Consider the following 23,251-nt stretch of genomic DNA (forward strand, 5'->3'; position numbering starts at 1 on the left):
GTCATGGAAAACAACCAGCCGATAATCATCAAGCGCGTCAAGCGCTACGGCGGCGGTCACCATGGCGGCGCCTGGAAGATCGCCTTCGCCGACTTCGCCACGGCGATGATGGCGTTCTTCCTGGTGTTGTGGTTGCTGTCTACCGCCACGCCCGAGCAGAAACTCGCCATCGCCGGTTATTTCAAGGACCCGATCGGATTCACCGAAAGCGGCACACCCTTCATCATCGACTTGGGTGGTTCGCCGCAGTTGGCTCCGGAAAAGACCATCAACCCGGAGCAAAAATCCGAGCCTACGCCTGATACCAGCATTCAGCTGAACGAAGACCAGGTGCAAACCATGGCCGAGCAGGTGGAGCGCGAGCGCCTCGAACTGCTGCTGCAGGAGTTGCAGAACAAAGTCGAGGAGAACCCGCAGCTGCAGAAGTTCAAGGACCAGATTCTCTTCGAGATCACCCAGGACGGCTTGCGTATCCAGATCATGGACGCCGAGAACCGCCCGATGTTCGACCTGGGCAGCGCACGCCTGCAGCCGTACTTCGAAGATATCCTGCTGGCCATGGCTGACACCATCAAGGCGGTGCCTAACAAGATCAGCATCAGCGGTCACACCGATGCCAAGCCTTATGCCGGTACCGGCGAGTTCGGCAACTGGGAGCTTTCGGCCAACCGAGCCAATGCGGCGCGCCGTGCACTTGTCGCAGGCGGCTACCCGGATGAGCAGGTGGCGCGGGTAGTAGGCTATGCCTCATCGTCGCTGTTCGATCGCAAGAACCCGTTCAACCCGGTCAACCGGCGTATCGACATCATCGTGCTGACGAAAAAGGCCCAGCGCACCATCGAGGGTGAGCAAGGTACACCGGAGACGCCGCCTGCCGAGACGCCCGCGCCCGCAGCGCCTGGAGCACCCGGAGCATCGGCGGCGCCGGCGCCGACCGAGGCACCGATGCAGCCGCGTGAGCTACGGCAGAAGCTGAACATCTTCGAAGACGGTGTGTTGAAGATGGACGAGGCCAAGGACCAGTAGCCGGTCAGGGCCGCTTTGCGGCCCATTGCCGAGGCTCAGTAACTGTCTTCGGGCAAACTGGCGATGATCGAGCGGTAGCTGTTCATCCGCTGCTGCTTGATGCGCCCATCCTCCAGCGCCTTGAGCAGTGCGCAACCCGGCTCGCGATCATGCTTGCAGTCGCGGAAGCGGCACGTCCCGAACAGGTCGCGAAACTCGATGAATCCATCCTCGACATCGTTGCGGCTGACGTGACCCAGGCCGAACTCACGGATCCCCGGTGAGTCGATCAGGTCGCCGCCGTTGGGGAAGTGGTACAGCCGTGCGGTAGTGGTGGTGTGGGTGCCTTGGCCCGACCACTCCGACAGATCGCCGACGCGGGTGCTGGCCTCGGGCAGCAGGCTGTTGACCAGCGAAGACTTGCCAACCCCGGATTGACCGACGAACACGCTGATGTGCTCGTTCAGCATCTGCTGCAGGCGTTGCATGCCATCGCCGTGATGCGCCGAAACCTCAAGCAGCGGGTAGCCCAGGTCGCGGTAGACCTCGAGCAGGGCATGCAGCGCCGGGCCGTTCTCTTCGTTGATGAGGTCGGCCTTGTTCAGCAGCAGCAGCGGGCGAATACCGGCGTGCTCGGCGGCCACCAGGTAGCGGTCGATCAGGTTGGGGTGCGGTTCGGGCGCCGGGGCGAAGACGATCACGATCAAGTCGACGTTGGCCGCCACCGGTTTGAGCTGGCCATGGTTGTTCGGTCGGCACAGCTCGGTACTGCGGGGCATCTGCGCGACGATCACGCCGATGCCTTGGTTGCCTGCACGCCAGACTACGCGGTCGCCGGTCACCAGCGCTGGCAGGTTGGCCCGCAGGTGGCAGCGAAACACCTGGCCGGCAACCTCGCCGTCCTGGGCCTCGACCTCGACTTGTACGCCGAAGTGGGCGATCACCAGGCCCAATTGCTCCGGCCCCAGGTCGCCGCCCTCCAGCTCCTGCAGGACATGCTGCTCGCGTTTGGCGGCGCGAGCGGCGCGCTCGTTCTGGATTTTTTCGATGCGCCAGTTCTGGCGGCGGTTGAGCTGGCGTTTGGCCATGAAGGTTCCGTGTTGGCGGTGCACAAAAGAAAACGGCACGCAGTTTAGCATGCCGGGCGACGGACCATTCTCGTTACCTTTGCGCTTCGAATGCATCGGTCAGCCCCGCTAGGCTACTATGACGGCCTATACGAGGAGCCCCTTTCATGCAGAACCCACAGAACCTGATCTGGATCGATCTGGAAATGACCGGCCTGGATCCGGACAACGACGTCATCATCGAGATGGCCACCATCGTTACCGACAGCGACCTGAACACCTTGGCCGAAGGCCCGGTGATCGCCATCCACCACAGTGACGAAGTGCTGGCGCGCATGGACGAATGGAACACTCGCACCCACGGTGCCTCGGGGCTGACCCAGCGCGTGCGCGAGAGCAGTATCAGCATGGCCGAGGCCGAGGCGCAGACCATCGCTTTCCTCGAACAGTGGGTGCCCAAAGGCAAGTCGCCGATCTGCGGCAACAGCATCTGTCAGGACCGCCGTTTCCTTTACCGGCACATGCGCGAGCTGGAAAACTACTTCCACTACCGCAACCTTGACGTCTCGACCCTCAAGGAGTTGGCCGCACGCTGGGCGCCTAACGTGCGCGACAGCTTCAAGAAGGGCGGAACCCATCTGGCGCTGGACGATATCCGCGAATCGATCGCCGAATTGCGCCACTATCGCGAGCACTTCATCAAGGTTTGAGCCGTGAGGGTGCAGATATTGTCTGCACGCCCTCTTTTGGTGCCCTTGGCAACTGGTTAGACTGCGCGCCTTTTTCGCAGGGACCTGCACCATGTTGTTGATGCTCTATCTCATTGCCATCACCGCAGAAGCCATGACCGGCGCCTTGTCCGCCGGTCGACGTGGCATGGACTGGTTTGGCGTGGTGCTGATCGCCTGCGTCACGGCCCTTGGGGGCGGCTCGGTGCGTGATGTCTTGCTCGGCCATTATCCGTTGACCTGGGTGAAACACCCGGAGTACCTGGTGCTGACCAGCTGCGCTGCGCTGCTGACGATTTTCATCGCGCCGATGATGCGTCGCCTGCGCTCGTTGTTCCTGGTGCTCGATGCGCTGGGGCTGGTGGCCTTTACCCTGATTGGCTGCATGACGGCGCTGGAGATGGGGCAGGGGATGCTGGTGGCCTCGATCAGCGGAGTGATCACCGGGGTGTTTGGCGGGATCTTGCGGGATATCTTCTGCAACGATATTCCGCTGGTGTTCCGTCGGGAGCTGTATGCCAGTGTGTCGTTCGCGGCGGCTTGGTTCTACCTGGGGTGCGTGCATTTCCAGGTGCCAGCGGAGCAGGCCATGCTACTGACCTTGTTCGGTGGGTTCCTGTTGCGCTTGCTGGCAATCAGGTTCCATTGGGAAATGCCCAAGTTTCACTATAACGACCAGCAGTAAGAGCGGGCTGCGACGGGCAGTAATGCCAGTGGTTCGAATGGGCCTGAGACCACGGTAGGCGCGAGCGTTGCTCGCGATACGCCCGCGCGGGCGGCGCTCGATCTCCCGCGCACTGAACGCTGCGAGACGACCCCGCCAGCTTCGACCTCCTCTACAGCGCTCCATGCCGCCCCAGCGCCCATTCCACGTGCTCGCGCACCAGCGCCGAAGGGTCGTCCCGGCGCGCCTTCAACGCTTCCAGCACCGGAATCGTCGTCGGCGCATTGCCCAACCCCACCGCCAGGTTGCGCAGCCAGCGCTCGTACCCGGCGCGGCGCAATGGCCCTCCTTCGGTCTTGCGCAGGAAGGTCCTCTCGTCCCACAGGAACATCTCGGCCAGTTCGCTGTTCTCCAGCCCGTGTCGAGGCATGAAGTCGTCCTCGCGGGTGTGGCTGGCGAATCGGTTCCACGGGCAGACGATCTGGCAGTCGTCGCAACCGAATACCCGGTTGCCGATCATCGCGCGCAGTTCCACCGGAATGGCACCCTTGAGCTCGATGGTCAGGTAGGAGATACAGCGCCTGGCATCCAGCACGTAGGGCCCCACGAACGCCTGGGTCGGACAGATGTCCAGGCATGCCTGGCAGCGTCCGCAGTGCTCGCTGGTGTGGGCTTCGTCCACCGGTAACGGCAGGTCGACGAACAGTTCGGCGAGGAAGAAGTAGCTTCCGGCTTTGCGGTTGAGCAGCAGGGTGTTCTTGCCAATCCAGCCAAGCCCGGCCTGTTCGGCAATGGCCTTTTCCAGCACCGGGGCACTGTCGACGAAGGCGCGATAGCCGAAGGGGCCGATCACCTCCTGGATGCGGTCGGCCAGATGCTGCACGCGCTTGCGCACCAGCTTGTGGTAGTCGCGGCCCAGGGCGTAGCGCGAGACGTAGGCTTTTTCCGGCTGGGCCAGGCGCTGGGCCATCTGGGTATCGCCGGGCAGGTAGTCCATGCGCAGCGACACCACCCGAAGGGTGCCAGGAATCAGCTGGTCGGGGTGCGAGCGCTTGCTGCCGTGGGTCGCCAGGTAGTCCATCTCGCCCTGGTAGCCTGCATCCAGCCAGCGCTGCAGGTGCTGTTCGTGCTCGCCAAGGTCGACGCCGGCGATGCCAACGTGGGCAAAACCGAGTTCGCGGCCGAAATCCTTGATCGATTGGGCCAGTGCGGCGAGGTCAGGTGTGGAGACAGGCATGGATGGGTAAGGCAATACAGGCTCAGGTGCGTATAATTCTGCCAGACATTGGAGCCTTTGACCCCATGCCCCAGACCAAACAACCCGGCAATGCCCCGCTGCGACTCGACCGCGAGACCGTCGCGGGACTGCCTGCACGTTCTGCACAGGCTCACAAAGGCGATTTTGGCCACGTGCTGGTGGTGGGCGGCGACCTCGGCACCGGGGGCGCCGTGTTGCTCAGTGCCGAGGCGGCATTGCGCTGTGGTGCCGGGCTGGTCAGTGTGGCCACCCGTCCCGAGCACGTTGCAGCGGGCCTGGCTCGGCTGCCCGAGGTGATGTGCCTTGGGGTGAGTTCGGCGAACCAACTGGTGAGCGTGCTGGAGCGGGCGTCGGTGCTGGTTGTCGGCCCAGGCCTCGGGCAGGCTGCCTGGGGACGCAGCCTGCTGTCTGCGGTAGCCAATGCCGATCAACGTCAGGTGTGGGATGCCGATGCCCTGAATCTGCTGGCACGCACGCCTTTGGCCTTGCCCAGCGGGAGCATCCTCACCCCACACCCTGGTGAGGCTGCGCGTCTGCTGGGTATTTCCACCGAGGCGGTGCAGGCGGATCGACCTGGGGCGGCGCGTAAGCTGGCTCGCCGCTATGCCAGTGTGTGCGTGCTCAAGGGGGCGGGCTCACTGGTAGCCGACCCATCAGGGCGGTTGGCATTGTGTGAGCGTGGTCATCCGGCGATGGCCGGAGCAGGCCTCGGCGATGTGCTGACCGGCGTGCTGGGGGCATTGCTGGCCCAGGGGCAGGATGCCTGGCGTGCAGCCTGCCTCGGCGTATGGCTGCATGCTTGCGCGGGTGAGCGTCTGGGCGTCGAAGGTAGAGGCTTGGCGGCCAGTGATCTGGCGCCGGTCATTCGTGAGTTGTTGGAGGAGCATTCTGCGTGTCAGGCATAACCCTTTTTCTGGCCGATGAAGAGGCCATGGTCGCCTTTGGTGCGAAGCTGGCTGGAGTGACCGGCGGTCACGGCGTGATCTTTCTCGAAGGCGACCTGGGCGCGGGCAAGACCACGCTGTCGCGGGGCCTGATTCGCGGCCTGGGCCATACGGGGGCAGTGAAAAGCCCCACGTTCACCGTGGTCGAGCCCTACGAAATCGGTGATGTGCGCGCCTTCCATTTCGACCTTTACCGCCTGGTCGATCCTGAAGAGCTCGAGTTCATGGGGATTCGTGACTATTTCGAAGGTGACCCGTTGTGTCTGTTCGAGTGGCCACAAAAGGGTGCGGGCGTTTTGCCAAAGCCTGACCTGACCATTACCATAAGCCCCCAAGCGGGCGGACGCTCGCTGAACCTGTCGCCGCAGGGGGCTCGCGGCGAGGCATGGTGCCTGGCACTGGCCAAAGACTATAAACAGTAAGTGGGGTAGGTATGCGCATACGCGCACTGGTCGCCGTGGTAGGGCTGCTGCTGACAGCGGTGACCGTTGACGCTCTGGCCGTCACACAAGTCAAGAGCATGCGCCTGTGGCGCGCGCCGGACAACACGCGGCTGGTCTTCGACCTGTCTGGCCCCGTGCAGCACAGCGTCTTCACCTTGAGCGCTCCGGATCGCCTGGTCATCGACATCAACGGTGCGACCTTGGCCGCGCCGCTGAACGTCTCCACGTCCAATACGCCGATCAGCAGCGTGCGTTCCGCCCAGCGGACCCCCACCGACCTGCGCGTGGTGGTCGACCTGAAGAAGTCGGTCACGCCAAAGAGCTTCACCCTGGCGCCCAATGCCCAGTATGGCAACCGCCTGGTGGTCGACCTGTACGACCAGGAAGCCGATGCCGTTGCTGCCAGCACGCCAGCCGCGCCGCCAGCACAGGCGCCTGCGACCACCCCTGCGGTCCCAGTAACCCCAGCCCAGCCGGCCATCAAGTTGCCGCCGGTGCCCAGTGGCAAGCGCGATATCGTGGTTGCCATCGACGCCGGCCACGGTGGCGAAGACCCGGGGGCTTCGGGTTCGCGTGGTCAGCACGAGAAAGACATCGTGCTGCAGATCGCCAAGGAGCTGCAGCGCCAGATCAATACCGAGAAGGGCTACCGCGCCGAGCTGACCCGCACCGGCGACTACTTCATTCCGCTGCGTAAACGCACCGAGATTGCCCGTAAGAAAGGCGCAGACCTGTTCATTTCTATCCACGCCGATGCCGCGCCGTCCCGTGCCGCCTTCGGTGCCTCGGTGTTCGCGTTGTCCGATCGAGGTGCCACTTCCGAGACTGCCCGCTGGCTGGCGGACACGGAAAACCGCTCCGACCTGATCGGTGGTGCGGGCAACGTCAGTCTGGACGACAAGGACCGCATGCTGGCCGGAGTGCTGCTCGACCTGTCGATGACCGCCACGCTCAGCTCGAGTCTCAATGTCGGCCAGAAGGTGCTGGGCAACATGGGACGGGTCACTTCCCTGCACAAACAGCGGGTCGAGCAGGCCGGGTTCATGGTGTTGAAGTCACCTGATATCCCGTCGATCCTCGTGGAAACCGGGTTCATCTCCAACAACAACGAAGCTGCCAAACTGGCCACCGCCAGCCACCAGCAAGCCCTGGCGCGCTCGATCCATACCGGCGTACGCCAGTACTTCCAGCAGAACCCGCCACCTGGCACCTACATCGCCTGGCTGCGCGACAGTGGCAAGATCGCCCAGGGCCCGCGTGAACATACCGTGCGTCCCGGCGAAACATTGGCGATGATCGCCGTGCGCTACCAGGTCAGCGTGGCCAGCCTGCGCAGCAGCAACAGCCTCAAGAGCGATGAGCTGAAGGTCGGCCAGCACCTCGATATCCCCGCCACCACCCTGGCCTCTCAGCAATGAGTGGGGGCTCGCGCATCCAGCTGCTCAGCCCGCGGCTGGCCAACCAGATCGCTGCGGGCGAGGTGGTCGAGCGCCCTGCTTCGGTGGCCAAGGAACTGCTGGAAAACAGCCTTGACTCGGGCGCACGTCGCATCGATGTCGAAGTGGAGCAGGGCGGGGTCAAGTTGCTGCGGGTCCGCGACGACGGTGGCGGTATCTCCGCCGACGACCTGCCGCTGGCCCTGGCTCGACACGCCACCAGCAAGATCCGCGAACTGGAAGACCTTGAAGGTGTATTGAGCCTCGGTTTCCGTGGCGAGGCACTGGCGTCGATCAGTTCGGTGGCGCGGCTGACCCTTACCTCGCGCACTGCCGATGCCACCGAAGCCTGGCAGGTCGAAACCGAGGGGCGGGACATGACCCCGCGCGTACAGCCTGCCGCGCACCCGGTCGGCACTTCGGTAGAGGTGCGCGACCTGTTCTTCAATACCCCGGCCCGACGTAAGTTCCTCAAGGCCGAGAAAACCGAATTCGATCATCTGCAGGAAGTCATCCGACGCCTTGCGCTGGCGCGATTCGACGTGGGTTTCCACCTGCGCCACAACGGCAAGAGCATCCTCAGCCTGCACGAGGCCCATGACGAGGTTGCGCGGGCGCGACGGGTCGGCGCCATTTGTGGGCCGGGGTTCCTGGAGCAGGCACTGCCGATCGACGTCGAGCGCAACGGTTTGCGTCTGTGGGGTTGGGTCGGACTGCCCACGTTCTCGCGCAGCCAGGCCGACTTGCAGTACTTCTTCGTCAATGGCCGCGCGGTGCGCGACAAGCTGGTCGCCCACGCGGTGCGCCAAGCCTACCGCGACGTGCTGTTCAATGGCCGGCACCCGACCTTCGTGCTGTTCCTGGAGCTGGAGCCCAACGGCGTCGACGTCAACGTGCACCCGACCAAGCACGAAGTGCGGTTCCGCGAAGGGCGCATGGTGCACGACTTCCTGTACGGCACCTTGCACCGGGCCTTGGCCGATGTGCGTCCGGAAGACCAGCTGGCGGCACCGGCCCCTGCGGCGGAAATCGTCCGTCCCAGTGGTCTGCAGGCGGGAGAGTTCGGCCCGCAGGGCGAAATGCGCCTGGCCTCGCCAGTGCTCGAGCAGCCCCAGGCCGAGCCGCGTTCCTATTCCAGTACTGGCAGTGGCGGTAACGGTGCCGGTTACCAGTACTCGTATACGCCGCGCCCGTCCCAGCCGGTACCGGCTGCCGAGGCGCAAGCGGTCTATCGCGAGTTCTACGCGCCGTTGGGCGGCACCACCGGCGCGCCAGTATCGCTGCCTGAGGGCAAGGGTGACATTCCGCCCCTCGGTTACGCCCTGGCGCAGTTGAAGGGCATTTACATCCTCGCCGAGAACGCGATCGGCCTAGTGTTGGTGGACATGCACGCCGCCCATGAGCGGATCATGTATGAACGCCTCAAGGTGGCCATGGCCAGCGAGGGACTCAGTGGCCAGCCGTTGCTCGTGCCTGAGACGCTGGCCTTGAGCCAGCGAGAAGCCGACTGCGCCGAAGAGCACGCCCAATGGTTCCAGCGACTGGGTTTCGAATTGCAGCGCCTGGGCCCCGAGACCCTGGCGATCAGGCAGATTCCGGCACTGCTCAAGCAGGCCGAGGCCAACCGTCTGGTGCAGGACGTGCTCGCTGACCTGATGGAGTATGGCACCAGCGACCGTATCCAGGCGCACCTGAACGAACTGCTGGGCACCATGGCCTGCCACGGCGCGGTGCGCGCCAACCGGCGCCTGGCCATCCCAGAGATGAACGCCCTGCTGCGCGACATGGAAAACACCGAGCGCAGCGGGCAGTGCAACCATGGCCGACCCACCTGGACCCAGATGGGCCTGGACGACCTGGACAAACTTTTCCTGCGCGGTCGATGACATGAGCGGCAAGCCTCCAGCGATTTTTCTCATGGGCCCGACAGCGGCCGGCAAGACCGACCTCGCCATCGAGCTGACCAAGGTGCTGCCGTGCGAACTGATCAGCGTCGATTCGGCGCTGGTCTATCGCGGCATGGACATTGGTACCGCCAAGCCTTCCAAAGAGGTGTTGGCCGCCCATCCGCACCGGCTTATCGATATTCTCGATCCGGCTGAAAGCTATTCGGCGGCGCATTTCTGTCGTGATGCCCTGGAGGCCATGGCCGAGATTACCTCGCGCGGCAAGATCCCACTGCTGGTCGGTGGCACCATGCTCTACTACAAGGCCTTGGTCGAAGGGTTGGCTGATATGCCCGCCTCGGACACCGCGGTACGCGCAGAACTCGAAGCCTTGGCCAACGAACAGGGCCTCGGCCAATTGCACCGCCAATTGGCCGAGGTCGACCCGGAATCGGCAGCGCGTATTCACCCCAATGACCCTCAGCGGCTGATTCGCGCCCTGGAGGTTTACCGAGTCAGTGGCGAGACAATGACGGCACATCGCCAGCGTCAATACGCGGAAAGTCGCGCCGCAGACGCAGGCGCGGGCGGGCATTTGCCCTATACTGTCGCGAGTTTGGCGATAGCTCCTACAGATCGTCACATTTTGCATCGGCGAATTGCGCTACGATTTTCGCAGATGCTGGAACAGGGCTTCGTCGACGAGGTCCGATCGCTGCGAGCCAGAAGTGACTTGCACGCCGGACTGCCGTCTATACGGGCAGTGGGGTATCGGCAGGTCTGGGATTACCTCGATGGCCAGCTGACTGAGAATGAGATGCGCGAACGCGGTATCATTGCCACCAGGCAGCTGGCCAAGCGGCAGTTCACCTGGTTGCGAGGCTGGAACGATGTCCATTGGCTCGACAGCCTGGCCTGCGACAATCTGTCCCGCACCTTGAAATACCTGGGGACCGTCTCCATATTGAGCTGAGTCCCTGCTCATTGCCGTCTATTCTTGCGATGGGGCGGCAGAATTTATTGATTTTTCTGATTTTCTACTATTGATCCTTACAGGAGTGCGGCATATGTCAAAAGGGCATTCGCTACAAGACCCTTACTTGAACACCTTGAGAAAAGAAAAGGTCCCGGTTTCCATCTACCTGGTAAACGGTATCAAGCTGCAGGGCTCGATCGAATCTTTCGACCAGTTCGTGGTACTGCTGAAGAACACCGTCAGCCAGATGGTCTACAAGCACGCCATTTCGACCGTGGTTCCAGCCCGTCCGGTTCGCCTGCCAAGCCCGTCCGATTCCGAACACGGCGACAGCGAGCCAGGCAACGCCTGATAGGAGCCTGCATTGTTCTTTGAGCGCCACGGTGGTGGTGAGCGGGCACTGCTCGTTCACTTGGAAGGTCAGAACCCTGAGGCGCGCGAAGACCCGCAGGAGTTTCAGGAGCTGGCGCTGTCGGCCGGAGCGGATATCGTTTCGCTGGTTACAGTGGCAAGGCACCAGCCCACAGCCAAATACCTGATTGGCAGCGGCAAGGTCGAGGAATTGCGCGACTTGGTCAAAGCCGAGCAGGTAGACCTGGTGATTTTCAATCACACCCTCACGCCCAGTCAGGAGCGCAACCTCGAGCGAGTCTTCGAGTGTCGCGTGCTTGACCGTACCGGGCTGATCCTCGATATCTTCGCCCAACGGGCGCGTACCCATGAAGGGAAGCTGCAGGTCGAACTGGCCCAGCTCGAGCACATGAGCACGCGACTGGTGCGCGGCTGGACCCACCTCGAACGACAGAAAGGGGGTATCGGCCTTCGCGGTCCGGGTGAAACCCAGCTGGAAACCGACCGCCGCCTGTTGCGGGTTCGCCTGCGTCAGATCAAGGCGCGGCTGGAGAAGGTGCGCAGCCAGCGCGAGCAGGCCCGCCGTGGCCGCAAGCGCGCGGAAATCCCGTCGGTGTCGCTGGTGGGTTACACCAACGCCGGCAAATCCACCTTGTTCAACGCCCTGACCGCTTCCGAGGTCTATGCTGCCGACCAACTGTTCGCCACCCTCGACCCGACCTTGCGCCGTCTCGAACTGGACGACCTTGGGCCGATCGTGCTGGCCGATACCGTGGGCTTCATTCGTCATTTGCCGCACAAGCTGGTCGAGGCATTTCGGGCTACGCTCGAAGAGTCGAGCAACTCCGACCTGCTGTTGCATGTAATCGATGCCCATGAGCCAGAGCGCATGGAGCAGATCGAGCAGGTGCTGGCGGTTCTGGGCGAGATCGGTGCCGAAGGCTTGCCGATCCTCGAGGTCTATAACAAACTCGACCTGCTCGAAGATGTCGAGCCGCAGATCCAGCGCGATGCCGATGGCAAGCCGCAGCGGGTCTGGGTGTCGGCTCGTGATGGGCGTGGTCTGGAGCTGGTTGGCCAGGCGATTGCCGAGTTGCTGGGGGATGATCTGTTTGTCGGTACCCTTTGCCTGGAGCAACGTTTTGCCCGCTTGCGTGCGCAATTCTTCGCCCTGGGTGCCGTGCAAAGTGAAGAGCATGACGAAGAAGGGCGCAGCCTGCTGAGTATCCGGCTGTCCAAGGTCGAGTTGAATCGCCTGGTCAGCCGCGAAGGCATGGAGCCGCAAGTGTTTGTCGAGCAACACACTTTGCAATAAATGCCCGGTGAGGTCGTCGGGCAGCAGTGGCAGGCATTCTGTAGCATTGGACGGCGCGCCGTGGGCGCGTCTTTGCTTTATCAGATGGAGAGCGCTATGGCTTGGAACGAGCCGGGTGGCAACTCGAACAATCAGGATCCCTGGGGCGGCCGTCGCGGTGGCGGCGGTGGTGGCGACAAGAAAGGTCCGCCGGATCTGGACGAGGCCTTCCGCAAGCTGCAGGACAGCCTGAACGGCATGTTCGGCAGTGGCAAGAAACGCGGTGGTGACCGCAACGTCGGCAAAGGTGGAGGCCTGGGCCTGCTGGGCATAGGCCTGGCAGTACTGGCGGCCATCTGGCTGTACAGCGCCGTGTACGTGGTCGACGAGCAGGAGCAGGCCGTCGTGCTGCGCTTCGGCAAGTACTATGAAACGGTCGGTCCCGGCCTGAACATCTACTTCCCGCCCATCGATCGCAAGTTCATGGAAAACGTCACGCGTGAGCGTGCCTATACCAAGCAGGGCCAGATGCTGACCGAAGACGAGAACATCGTCGAGGTGCCGCTGACCGTCCAGTACAAGATCAGCAACCTGCAGGACTTCGTGCTCAACGTCGACCAGCCTGAGGTGAGCCTGCAGCACGCGACCGAAAGTGCCCTGCGCCATGTGGTGGGCTCCACCTCCATGGACCAGGTGCTGACCGAAGGTCGTGAGCAGATGGCCGTGGATATCCGCGAACGCCTGCAACGCTTCCTCGACACCTACCGTACCGGTATCACCGTTACCCAGGTCAACGTACAGAGCGCGGCAGCCCCGCGTGAAGTGCAGGAAGCCTTCGACGACGTGATCCGTGCCCGCGAGGACGAGCAACGTGCCCGCAACCAGGCTGAGTCCTACGCCAACGGCGTGGTGCCGGAAGCCCGTGGTCAGGCTCAGCGCATCATCGAGGATGCCAACGGCTATCGCGACGAAGTGATCGCCCGCGCCAAGGGTGAAGCCGACCGCTTCACCAAGCTGGTCGCCGAGTACCGCAAGGCACCTGACGTCACCCGTCAACGTCTGTACCTGGAAACCATGCAAGAGGTGTACAGCAACTCGAGCAAGGTCATGGTGGCAACCAAGGATGGGCAGAACAACCTGCTCTACCTGCCGTTGGACAAGATGGTCGAGGGCAGCCGCAATGCTGCCGCACCGGTCGGCAGCGTGCCTGCCTCGGTCAACGATGCCGCGTCGCGTGCGGTGCAGGACATGCAACAGCAACAGCCGCCGCGCACTAGGGAGAGCCGCTGATGAGCAATAAATCGCTGATCGCCCTGATCGCCGCTGTGGTGCTGGCCATCGTGGCCTGGAACAGCTTCTACATCGTGTCTCAGACCGAACGTGCGGTACTGCTGCGCTTCGGTAAGGTGGTCCAGGCGGATGTCCAGCCCGGTCTGCACGTGAAGATTCCGTATGTGAACCAGGTGCGCAAGTTCGACGCCCGCCTGATGACCCTCGACGCTCCGACCCAGCGGTTCCTGACCCTGGAGAAGAAGGCGGTGATGGTCGACGCCTACGCCAAGTGGCGCGTCAAGGATGCCGAGCGCTTCTACACGGCCACGTCCGGCATGAAGCAGATCGCCGACGAGCGTCTGTCGCGTCGTCTGGAGAGCGGCCTGCGTGACCAGTTCGGTAAGCGCACTCTGCACGAAGTGGTCTCCGGTGAGCGCGATGCGTTGATGGCTGACATCACCGCCTCGCTGAACCGCATGGCCAGCAAGGAGCTGGGTATCGAAGTCATCGACGTCCGCGTCAAGGCCATCGACCTGCCGAAGGAAGTCAACCGCAGCGTGTTCGACCGCATGAGCACCGAGCGTGAGCGTGAAGCCCGTGAACACCGCGCCAAAGGTAACGAATTGGCCGAAGGTATTCGCGCCGATGCCGACCGTCAGCGCCGTGTACTGCTGGCTGAAGCCTATCGCGAAGCTGAAGAGACCCGAGGTGATGGCGATGCCCAGGCGGCAGCCATCTACGCCAAGGCCTACACCCAGGACGCCGATTTCTATGCGTTCTACCGTAGCCTGCAGGCGTACCGCGAGAGCTTCTCCAGCAAGAGCGACGTGCTGGTCCTGGATCCGAAGAACGAGTTCTTCCGCTTCCTGGACAAGAGCAAGCCATGATGATCTGACCCCTTATCGGACCAGAAACCACCCCGCCTGGCAGCTAAAACACCAGTCGGGGTGCATCCTGAATGAAAAGGGGTGTATGATGCGGCAGCCGGGAAATTTCCCGGCTTTTTTGCGTCTGCAAGGTTGATTGGTCGAAGGCCAGTTGACGGTTTGGTCAGGACGCAAGGCAATTCGAGGGTATTGGCTACGGTGGTTGCGCTGGGATCGGTGCTGCCCGCTACTGTGCGCCAATACCTGCTTCACTGACGGCTAGCCACAGGCAGGCCGCCCGGACCAGAGGGGAAATGGCGTAATGGCAACGGTAGACCGCTGGCTGCTGCCAGATGGCATCGAGGAAGTACTGCCACCTGAGGCTGCGCGCATCGAGATCGCGCGTCGCCAGGTGTTGGACCTGTTCCAGAGTTGGGGCTACGAACTGGTCGTCACCCCACATATCGAGTACCTGGAGTCGCTGTTGACCGGCGCCGGCCAGGACCTGGATCAGCGCACCTTCAAAGTGGTCGACCCGCAGTCTGGCCGCCTGATGGGCTTCCGCGCCGACTTCACCCCGCAGGTAGCGCGCATCGACGCCCACACCCTGCGCCGTGAGGGCCCGAGCCGCCTGTGCTACGCCGGCAGCGTGCTGCATGCCCAGCCGCGTGCCCTGTCCACTTCGCGCAGCCCGATCCAGCTGGGCGCCGAGCTGTACGGTGATGCCAGCCCCACCAGTGATGTCGAGGTCATCAGCCTGATGCTCGCCACGCTGCAACTGGCCGATGTGCCGGATGTACACATGGACCTTGGCCACGTCGGTATTTACCGAGGTCTGGCCCGAGCCGCCGGCCTGTCTGGTGCGGTCGAGCAGCAGCTGTTCGATGCGCTGCAGCGCAAGGCGGTCGATGAAGTGCAGGCGCTCACCGCCGACTTGCCGAAAGACCTGGGCAACATGCTGCGTGCCCTGGTCGAGCTGTGCGGTGGTCGCGAAGTACTGGCCGAAGCCCGCGTGCGCCTGGGCCGTGCCCCGGCCAGCGTGCTGGCGGCGCTGGATGATCTGCTGGCGATCGCCGATCGCTTGGCGTCGCGCTACCCGGACTTGCCGCTGTACTTCGACCTTGGCGAGTTGCGCGGTTACCACTATCACACTGGCGTGGTGTTCGCGGTGTTCGTGCCTGGCGAGGGTCAATCGATCGCCCAGGGCGGCCGTTACGACGACATCGGCGCCGATTTTGGCCGGGCACGCCCTGCCACCGGTTTCTCCACGGATTTGAAGACCCTGGTCACACTGGGGCGAGCGGAGGTCGTATTGCCAACTTGCGGCATCTGGATGCCCGACAGTGGCGACGCGGCCCTCTGGCAGCAGGTCTGCCAGTTGCGCAACGAGGGCCAGCGTGTGGTCCAGGCCCTGCCTGGCCAGCCGTTGAGTGCTGCTCTCGAGGCGGATTGTGATCGGCAATTGATTCAGCAAGACGGGCGCTGGCAGGTACTGCCGCTGACCCAGTGAGATTCTTCGTCGGCGATGGCCGGCAACCAAGTTTGCGTGAATGAGGACAAGTGTTATGGGTAAGAATGTCGTCGTCCTGGGCACCCAGTGGGGTGATGAGGGCAAAGGCAAGATCGTCGATCTGCTGACCGAACATGCTGCCGCCGTAGTGCGCTACCAGGGCGGTCACAACGCGGGCCACACCCTGGTGATCAACGGTGAGAAAACCGTTTTGCACCTGATCCCTTCCGGTATCCTGCGTGAAGGCGTTCAGTGCCTGATCGGCAACGGCGTCGTCGTTGCTCCGGATGCCCTGATGCGTGAGATCACCAAGCTGGAAGAGAAGGGCGTGCCAGTGCGCGAGCGCCTGCGTATCAGCCCGGCTGCCCCGCTGATCCTGTCGTACCACGTGGCCCTGGACCAGGCTCGCGAAAAAGCCCGTGGCGAAGCCAAGATCGGCACTACCGGTCGTGGTATCGGCCCAGCGTACGAAGACAAAGTCGCCCGTCGCGGCCTGCGCGTCGGTGACCTGTTCCACCGTGAGCGTTTCGCCGCCAAGCTCGGTGAGCTGCTGGACTACCACAACTTCCAGCTGGTGAACTACTACAAAGAGCCGGCCATCGACTTCCAGCAGACCCTGGACGAGTGCATGGCCTACGCCGAGCAGCTCAAGCCGATGATGCTCGACGTGACCGCCGAACTGCACAACCTGCGTCGCGCCGGCAAGGACATCATGTTCGAAGGTGCCCAAGGTTCGCTGCTGGACATCGACCACGGCACTTACCCGTACGTCACCAGCTCCAACACCACCGCTGGCGGTATCTCCACCGGTTCCGGCGTTGGCCCGATGTACCTGGACTACATCCTGGGTATCACCAAGGCCTACACCACCCGTGTCGGTTCCGGTCCGTTCCCGACCGAGCTGTTCGACGAAACCGGCGCCACCCTGGCCAAGCGTGGCCATGAGTTCGGTTCCACCACCGGCCGTGCCCGTCGTTGCGGCTGGTTCGATGCCGTCATCCTGCGTCGCGCCATCGACGTCAACAGCATTTCGGGCATCTGCCTGACCAAGCTGGACGTACTGGATGGCCTGGAAACCATCAACATCTGCGTTGGCTACAAGAACGAGAATGGCGCCGTCATCGACGCACCGTCCGATGCCGACAGCTACATCGGCCTGGAGCCGGTGTACGAAGAGATGCCAGGCTGGAGCGAATCGACCTTGGGCGTGAAGACCCTGGAAGAGCTGCCACAAGCGGCGCGCAACTACATCAAGCGCATCGAGGAGCTGATTGGCGCGCCGATCGATATCATCTCCACTGGCCCGGACCGCAACGAGACCATCGTGCTGCGTCACCCGTTCGCCTGATCTGCCTTCCTGGCTGATCGAACGCCGCGGTCCTGAGAGGGACCGCGGCGTTTTCGTTTAGGGGGGCTGCGCAGGCCCTGGCGCGGGCGAACCCGCTCTCACTGAATCTCCATGGTTCCAGAAGCCCGCGAAAGTGCCGGCCTGGACAATCCCTTGCTGGACCTTGGCGTATATCCCTGCTGCCGCCGGCACAACCCTTGCTGTAAGAAGCTTCTGTAGATGCCATCAGAATAATGGCGCCAGAAAACACGAGGGTTACACCGTGTCTGCCATCCTCTCACTGTTACGAAGCCGCCTCTTGCGGCCTGTGTTTGTTGCCCTTGGTATCGCTCTTTTGGTGCAGGTGCTGGTTGCCGTTGCGCTGACCCGGAGCACCGTTACAGCCTTGGAAGCCGATCTTGGGGAACGGCTGGGGGCTGACAGCAGGAAATTGGGTGCCGAACTGGAGCAAGCCGGCCAGGACGTTCGTTCCGGCCTTGAAAGCCTTTCGAGCAGCACCCGTCAGCGTCTGAGCGCTGGATTGTCCGAGCGGTTGCAAAGCGAGCAGCAACAACTGCGCGCCACTCTGGAAAAGAACCTCAAGGACTCCGCCAACGACATGGCCGAACTGCTGGCCTCGGTGGCACCGCGCGCCATCTGGGACAACGATGTGCCGATGCTTTCGGACTTCGCCCGACGGGCCCAGCGCAATCCCAACGTATTGTTCGTGATCTACGACGACGCCCAGGGCCAGCACCTGACGCGTTACCTCAATCGACAAAACCCCATCAACCAGGCCCTGATGGAGAAAGGGCAGGGTGAGCGAGCCTTGGACAAGGTGCTCGATGCTGCCCGTCGCGACCCGTCGGTGTATTTCGTCCAGGCATCGATCAACCCCAACGGCGCGGAAATCGGCAAAGTGCTGATGGGCGTCTCCACCGCTGGGGTCGACCAGGAGCTGAAGGCCCTCGACCAGCGCTTTGCGGCCCTGATTGCCAGTGGCGAGCAACTGGTGGGCGACAGCCTCGGTGCTGCGGCCGCCGACAGCGGAAAGACCCTGCGCGAGCGGCTGGAAACCGCCCAGAACAGCGCGACGGCCATGCAGGCCAACACGGCGCATACCGTGCGCGAGGCGGCGGCCGAGTTGCGTTGGCGCATTGGCCTGGGCCTGGTGCTCGTTGGTCTGGGGGTTCTGCTGGTGGTGGCGCTGGTGTTGGGTCGCCGGGTACTCAGCAAGCTGCGCCTGCTGATCGCAGCGCTCAATGACCTGGCGGCCGGTGAAGGCGACCTGACCAAGCGCGTCCCTCTCGACAGCCGTGATGAGATCGGCGACATGGCCTCGGCGGTGAACCGCTTCGTCGACAAATTGCAGCCCATCGTTCGCGAGGCCGGGGAGGTCGCGCAGCGTACCGGTGTGGAGATCGGCGCCATGGCCCAACGCAACGCGGGTGCCGATGCCGCCGCAGCCTTGCAGCGTGACGAGGTTGCGGCCAGCCTGCGCGACCTTTCCAGCATGGCAGACGAAGCCCAGGCGGAAAGCCACGCAATGCAGGCAGCGCTGCAACAGGTGGTGGACATTCGCCAGGCCACGGATGAGAACAGTCGCACCTCCTCGCAACTGGCGGGGCTGATCGAAAACCTTGCCGGCCAGGTCGATACCGGCTCCCAGGTGATCGAGCGGTTGGCCAAGCAGAGCGAGCAGATCGAAGTGGTGTTGACGGTCATTCATGGCATTGCCGAGCAGACCAATCTGCTTGCGCTCAATGCTGCCATCGAGGCCGCGCGGGCCGGTGAAACTGGGCGTGGCTTCGCCGTGGTGGCCGATGAGGTGAGGGCATTGGCGAGCAAGACACAAAGCTCCACCGGCGATATCCAGGCGCATATCGCTGCCTTGCAGAAAGGTGCCAAGGAGGCGGTGGCAACCATTGGCCAGGCAGGTGTGAAGGCCAGCGAAGGGCTGCTCGTGCTGCGTGACAGCGAGCGTCGCCAACAGTCGGTGCAAGCTGCGGTGGAGCAGGTGCACGCTGCGATTGGCCTGGCGACGCGTGCGGCTGAGCAGCAGGCCCATGGCGCGCAGGCAGTGCGGGGCCGGGTGGAGAACATTCATGCCCAAGCCGAACGCTCCGCTGAGGTGGTGATGCAGACCACTGCCAGCAGCAAGGTGCTGGACGAGCTGGCGGCGCAGTTGCGGGCGAGTTTGGGCCAGTTCAGGGCCTGATAACGGGCCGTTCGATCAGCGGCATTCGGGGCTTGGGAGGATAAATGCAGGGACGCGCCATCCGTTAGAAGATATCGAATTGATATTGCTCAATGCCGATGTCGACCAGATGGTCTAGACTCGCGCGCCACGTGGGCAGCAGGGCATGGACATGCTCTGGATTCAGGGAGGGAGAGCGATGATGCAATGGATGGGCGATGTGTTATCGGCGGCCTACGACGCGCAGGACGCGCAAGGGCTGCTGGACAGGATTCAGGCAGCGGCGCGGACCCTGGGGTTCGAGTACTGTGCTTACGGTCTGCGCGCTCCGCTGCCGGTGACCAAGCCCCGCGTGACGCTGCTCAGCACCTACAGCCGGACGTGGTGCGACCATTATCGACGATCGGGTTATCTGGCATTGGACCCTACCGTCCTGCACTGCCAGCAATCGGTTCAGCCGGTGGTCTGGGGGGATCGGGTTTTCCAGGATGCCCCGCAGCTCTGGGATGATGCCCGCAATGCCGGTTTGCGCCATGGCTGGGCTCAATCCTGCCTGGAGGGCCGCAACGCCGGCGGCATGCTGACCTTGGCCCGCTCCGCCGAAGCGTTGGGAGACTGTGAGCTGAGGTGTAACGAGGCGAAGATGCGCTGGCTGGCCAATGTCGCCCACCAGGGCTTCTCACGCTTGCTGTCGCCCACCTGGCAGCCCAACCCCGCCTCGCCATTGTCCAGCCGTGAGCGCGAAGTGCTGCGCTGGGCGGCCGATGGCAAGACGCTCAACGAAGTTGCCGACATCCTGGCCTTGTCGATCGAGACCGTGAAATTCCACACCCGCAATGCGGCGGTGAAGCTCGGCGCAGTCAACCGTACCGCTGCCGTGGCCCGGGCGGCCTTGCTGGGGTTGTTGGCCTGAGGGCAGGCCTGGACCTGCCAAATAGTGGAGTTTTCCGCCGTCAGCGCTTGAAGTCGAATACGCGTCCTTTCTCCCCAGGCAACAGGACGCGACATGGACATCGTCATTGGCACACGGCAGCAACTCGGGAGCGCCCGACTTGCGCAAATGGAGCGTTACCGCTATCGCGTCTTCGTCGACGAACTGGGTTGGGACCTGACCTGTGAGCCGCAGTGCGAACGCGATCAGTTCGACCACGACAACACGCTCTACCTGCTGGCCTGCAACGGGCGGGACGACATCGTCGGCACGGCGCGCCTGTTGCCGACCCATCGCCCCTATCTGCTCGACGAGGTGTTTCCACAACTGATGGCTGGCCAGGCGCTGCCGCATAGTGCCCAGGTCTGGGAGCTTTCCAGGTTCGCGGCGATGGATTTCGCCGGGCCAGGCCTGCGCGGGCGCGGGCAGTTCTCGTCCACGATTGCGGTGCAGCTGCTCGATGCGGTGTTGCGCTGCGCTGCCGGCCATGGGGCGCAACGATTGATCACCGTGTCACCCCTGGGCATCGAACGGCTGTTGCGACGGGCCGGTTATCGCTACCAGCGAGCGGCGGCCCCGGTACGTGTCGGCGCGCATTGGCTGTTCGCCTGCTGGCTCGACGTAGCCGCGCAGCCCTACACAATTGGTGAGGTTACAAAGGCCCCGGCCTGTCGTTCAATGCACCGCGCTGCCTGACTGGCCCCCTGCCTGTTGGCATCAACCCTAAAAGGATTTCGAACATGGAAAACGTTCTGGTCGTCATCGGTCATCCGGACCTGAGCACCTCGCGCGCCAACGCAGCGATCGTCGAGGCGCTGCGCGACAGCAAGGTCACCCTGCATCCGCTCAGCGCCGCCCTTGGCAGCGATGGCTTCGACATTGCCGCCGAACAGAAGCTGCTGTGCCAGCACCAGCGCATCGTGTTGCTGTTCCCGCTGTACTGGTATTCGTGCCCGGCATTGATGAAGCGCTGGATCGATGACGTCTTCACCCCAGGCTTTGCCTACGCGCGGGGTGGCGACAAGCTGCAGGACAAGGAATTCATGATCGTCACCAGCGTCGGTGCACCGGCTTCCGGCTACCGTGCAGGTGGTTTCAACCGGTTCACCCTGGATGAATTGCTGCGCCCGCTGCAGCAGACGGTCGCGTATGTCAAAGGTCGCTACCTGCCGCCGATTCCGCTGTACGAGTCGGTGTTCATCGCCGACGACGCGCTGGACCAGGCAGCGCGCGAAATAGCCGGCCTGATCACCAGCAACCAGGAGTCGCCTGACGAGGCCTATGAAAAGCTGCTGCTCAAGGCTGAGCTGGCGGCCATCGCCTTGCTCCAGCAATGACACGGAGCCTGTCCCATGTCTCGAACCCTGGCCTTGGCGCCTGAGTGCGTGCAGTTGGTAGCGCCTGTCGAGCGCCTGGACTTTTTGCACTGCGACGCCGCACAGCTCGCCGCGCCGGTCACTGCGCTGGGCGTTTACCACGCGATGACATCGGACATTCCGGCATGGCTGGCCGCGGCGTTTCGCCTTCGCGATTTCATCTCGCGCCGGTTCAATGTCGCCGACATCCGGGGTTTTTCTGCACGCCCCCCGGAACGGGCGCCTGTGGTGGGCGAGCGCTTGGACTTCTTCACGGTGGAGGCGCTGAGCGACAGCCAGTTGGTGCTGACTTCGCGAGATACGCACCTCGCCGTGATGGTTTGCATGGATCTGCAGCACACCAGACCAGGCACGCAGCATCTGAGCGTGACCACGTCGGTGCAGTGCTTCAATGCGTTCGGGCGCCTGTACATGTTGCCGGTGGGCCCCGCCCATGGGCCGATCGTCAGGCGCATGCTGCGCAATGCCGTGGCGGCTTTTCCCGTCCAAACCCGTTAGGTGATCAACATGGATCGTCAATTACCGTTGACTCCGCAGGTCCTGCACAAGGGCACGGCGGAGGATGTACTGCTTTCAGAATTCCAGGACTTGTTGCCCGCCCGACTCACCTGTCGGGAGGTCGAGCGGTTGCAAGGCGAGCTGGACCCGGCGGGTCTGACAGCCCTGCACCATGCATACCGCGAGGATGCCCGGCAGGGTTGGGTACTCGCCAGCTTGCCTGCCTCGCTCAGCGAGACTGACTTTGCCGTGCTCGGCGGTTTCGAGATGAACGTGCAAGGTTTCTACGCGCTGCGCGACGGCGTCTACCATCTCGCTGCACCCTGGTTGCCACGCCAGGTAGAGCTATACCTGCAGCGCCACTTCGGGCTGCCCGCAGTGGACCAGGCGCAGGTGGCCCTGCTGGCGGACAGGCTGCATGTTCTGCCCGGTTGGGAGCGGGCCAACCTGTCGTCCTACACCGTGCTGAATGACACCAACAATTACTTCTTCTACAACAAGCCTCACGAGCATGTGCCTGGGCTGATGCTCATCGAGGTCGCGCGTCAGGCCATGTACCACTACTTCTACAGCCACTCCGGCTACCGTCGTGGCGATGTGTCCATCTCGATCGAGGACCTCGCGGTCTCGTTCAACAATTACACCGAGTCGACCTATGCGGTCGAAGTGGTGGTGCAACACAGTGCTGGTCAGAAACGGCATCAGCCGCGCACGGTGGACAAGACGGCGATGTTCTACCAGAACGGCAGCCTGGTCACGACCCTCCGGCTGCGTGGCAGCGCCATGAAGATGCCGCTGTTCAAGCGCATGCGCACGGTCAACTTCCCTGAGCACCATTGGTTCGCGCCCTCCAACCGGGTGCTACCGCAGGTGTTGCTGGGCATGAGCGATGGCAGCAGCGTGGAAGGCCGACTGGAGCATGTGTCTCTGCGGGGCGTGCGCTTCACGGCGCAACTGCCCCACGCAGCGTCGAGCGTGCGGCAGTTGTCGATCTACGTCAGAGATAGCGGGTTTCTCAGCTTTGCGATCGCCGCGGTTCATCCCTCGCGGCAGGAGGGCGTGCAACTGGCGATGTTCGCCAAGCTCGACCGCGCCACGCTGTCGACCCTCAAGGAGGTCATCAAGTGCCACTGCTTCCATGAGCCTCTGCTGGAGTATGCCGCGGTGGCCGATGCGAGTAACGATCCTTTGGCCAGTCCGTGTGTCCGGCAGAGCGTGTGAG

Annotated in this window: 22 protein-coding genes; 20 read left to right on the plus strand and 2 right to left on the minus strand. The window is 63.2% G+C overall.

From position 1 onward, the window contains the following. Positions 1-3: 3 nt before the first annotated feature. A complete protein-coding gene (motB, locus tag P3R38_RS02555; RefSeq protein WP_023378458.1) occupies positions 4-1,026 on the plus strand; it encodes a flagellar motor protein MotB in 1,023 nt (340 codons plus the stop codon). A 35-nt stretch (positions 1,027-1,061) separates the two neighbouring features. Here the strand turns inward: motB and rsgA are convergent, their stop codons facing one another. Beyond that, entirely contained in the window at positions 1,062-2,093 is a 1,032-nt protein-coding gene (gene rsgA / locus P3R38_RS02560; RefSeq protein ID WP_023378459.1) for a small ribosomal subunit biogenesis GTPase RsgA, read from the minus strand. A 146-nt stretch (positions 2,094-2,239) separates the two neighbouring features. On the opposite strand from rsgA, the gene orn reads away from it, so the two are divergent. Further along, positions 2,240-2,782 (plus strand): oligoribonuclease, encoded by a 543-nt coding sequence (gene orn / locus P3R38_RS02565; RefSeq protein WP_023378460.1) that lies wholly within the window; start codon positions 2,240-2,242, stop codon positions 2,780-2,782. Between the two features lie 91 nt (positions 2,783-2,873). Continuing rightward, positions 2,874-3,485: a trimeric intracellular cation channel family protein gene (locus P3R38_RS02570; protein ID WP_023378461.1), complete on the plus strand. Its 612-nt coding sequence runs from the start codon at positions 2,874-2,876 to the stop codon at positions 3,483-3,485. A 151-nt stretch (positions 3,486-3,636) separates the two neighbouring features. Here P3R38_RS02570 and queG read toward each other — a convergent pair whose 3' ends face one another. After that, positions 3,637-4,701, minus strand: a complete 1,065-nt coding sequence (gene queG, locus P3R38_RS02575) for a tRNA epoxyqueuosine(34) reductase QueG (protein ID WP_104882236.1) — start codon at positions 4,699-4,701, stop codon at positions 3,637-3,639. Positions 4,702-4,766: 65 nt separating this feature from the next. Between queG and P3R38_RS02580 the strand changes: the two genes are divergently transcribed. From P3R38_RS02580 to P3R38_RS02660, 17 genes are all read left to right on the plus strand, one after another. After that, positions 4,767-5,627, plus strand: coding sequence for an NAD(P)H-hydrate dehydratase (locus P3R38_RS02580; protein WP_277686798.1), 861 nt, complete (start codon positions 4,767-4,769; stop codon positions 5,625-5,627). After that, complete coding sequence (tsaE, locus tag P3R38_RS02585; RefSeq protein WP_023378464.1) at positions 5,615-6,088, plus strand: tRNA (adenosine(37)-N6)-threonylcarbamoyltransferase complex ATPase subunit type 1 TsaE; 474 nt, start codon at positions 5,615-5,617, stop codon at positions 6,086-6,088. The genes P3R38_RS02580 and tsaE overlap by 13 nt, the downstream gene beginning before the upstream one ends. An 11-nt stretch (positions 6,089-6,099) precedes the next feature. Further along, complete coding sequence (locus tag P3R38_RS02590; RefSeq protein ID WP_023378465.1) at positions 6,100-7,527, plus strand: N-acetylmuramoyl-L-alanine amidase; 1,428 nt, start codon at positions 6,100-6,102, stop codon at positions 7,525-7,527. Beyond that, complete coding sequence (mutL, locus tag P3R38_RS02595) at positions 7,524-9,431, plus strand: DNA mismatch repair endonuclease MutL (protein WP_023378466.1); 1,908 nt, start codon at positions 7,524-7,526, stop codon at positions 9,429-9,431. Before P3R38_RS02590 ends, mutL begins: the two co-directional genes overlap by 4 nt. Position 9,432: 1 nt before the next feature. Continuing rightward, positions 9,433-10,404, plus strand: coding sequence for a tRNA (adenosine(37)-N6)-dimethylallyltransferase MiaA (gene miaA / locus P3R38_RS02600; RefSeq protein WP_277686799.1), 972 nt, complete (start codon positions 9,433-9,435; stop codon positions 10,402-10,404). Between the two features lie 94 nt (positions 10,405-10,498). Further along, complete coding sequence (gene hfq / locus P3R38_RS02605; protein ID WP_003258160.1) at positions 10,499-10,759, plus strand: RNA chaperone Hfq; 261 nt, start codon at positions 10,499-10,501, stop codon at positions 10,757-10,759. Positions 10,760-10,771: 12 nt separating this feature from the next. Beyond that, positions 10,772-12,073, plus strand: a complete 1,302-nt coding sequence (hflX, locus tag P3R38_RS02610) for a ribosome rescue GTPase HflX (RefSeq protein WP_023378468.1) — start codon at positions 10,772-10,774, stop codon at positions 12,071-12,073. A 96-nt stretch (positions 12,074-12,169) separates the two neighbouring features. Continuing rightward, entirely contained in the window at positions 12,170-13,342 is a 1,173-nt protein-coding gene (gene hflK, locus P3R38_RS02615) for an FtsH protease activity modulator HflK (RefSeq protein ID WP_023378469.1), read from the plus strand. Continuing rightward, complete coding sequence (hflC, locus tag P3R38_RS02620; protein WP_023378470.1) at positions 13,342-14,211, plus strand: protease modulator HflC; 870 nt, start codon at positions 13,342-13,344, stop codon at positions 14,209-14,211. The genes hflK and hflC overlap by 1 nt, the downstream gene beginning before the upstream one ends. A 301-nt stretch (positions 14,212-14,512) precedes the next feature. After that, positions 14,513-15,700, plus strand: a complete 1,188-nt coding sequence (locus P3R38_RS02625) for an ATP phosphoribosyltransferase regulatory subunit (RefSeq protein ID WP_277686800.1) — start codon at positions 14,513-14,515, stop codon at positions 15,698-15,700. Positions 15,701-15,755: 55 nt separating this feature from the next. Continuing rightward, entirely contained in the window at positions 15,756-17,048 is a 1,293-nt protein-coding gene (locus P3R38_RS02630; protein ID WP_023378472.1) for an adenylosuccinate synthase, read from the plus strand. A gap of 262 nt (positions 17,049-17,310) precedes the next feature. Continuing rightward, complete coding sequence (locus tag P3R38_RS02635) at positions 17,311-19,245, plus strand: methyl-accepting chemotaxis protein (protein ID WP_023378473.1); 1,935 nt, start codon at positions 17,311-17,313, stop codon at positions 19,243-19,245. Positions 19,246-19,423: 178 nt separating this feature from the next. After that, complete coding sequence (locus P3R38_RS02640) at positions 19,424-20,137, plus strand: autoinducer binding domain-containing protein (RefSeq protein WP_023378474.1); 714 nt, start codon at positions 19,424-19,426, stop codon at positions 20,135-20,137. A gap of 93 nt (positions 20,138-20,230) precedes the next feature. Beyond that, positions 20,231-20,851, plus strand: coding sequence for an acyl-homoserine-lactone synthase (locus P3R38_RS02645; protein WP_049818839.1), 621 nt, complete (start codon positions 20,231-20,233; stop codon positions 20,849-20,851). Between the two features lie 44 nt (positions 20,852-20,895). Beyond that, positions 20,896-21,492, plus strand: coding sequence for an NAD(P)H-dependent oxidoreductase (locus tag P3R38_RS02650; protein ID WP_023378476.1), 597 nt, complete (start codon positions 20,896-20,898; stop codon positions 21,490-21,492). Between the two features lie 15 nt (positions 21,493-21,507). After that, positions 21,508-22,029 (plus strand): DUF2867 domain-containing protein, encoded by a 522-nt coding sequence (locus tag P3R38_RS02655; RefSeq protein ID WP_023378477.1) that lies wholly within the window; start codon positions 21,508-21,510, stop codon positions 22,027-22,029. Positions 22,030-22,038: 9 nt separating this feature from the next. Beyond that, entirely contained in the window at positions 22,039-23,250 is a 1,212-nt protein-coding gene (locus P3R38_RS02660) for an AfsA-related hotdog domain-containing protein (protein WP_277686801.1), read from the plus strand. Position 23,251: the final 1 nt, after the last annotated feature.

This window comes from Pseudomonas sp. NyZ480 (assembly GCF_029537255.1).
Lineage (GTDB): Bacteria > Pseudomonadota > Gammaproteobacteria > Pseudomonadales > Pseudomonadaceae > Aquipseudomonas > Aquipseudomonas taiwanensis.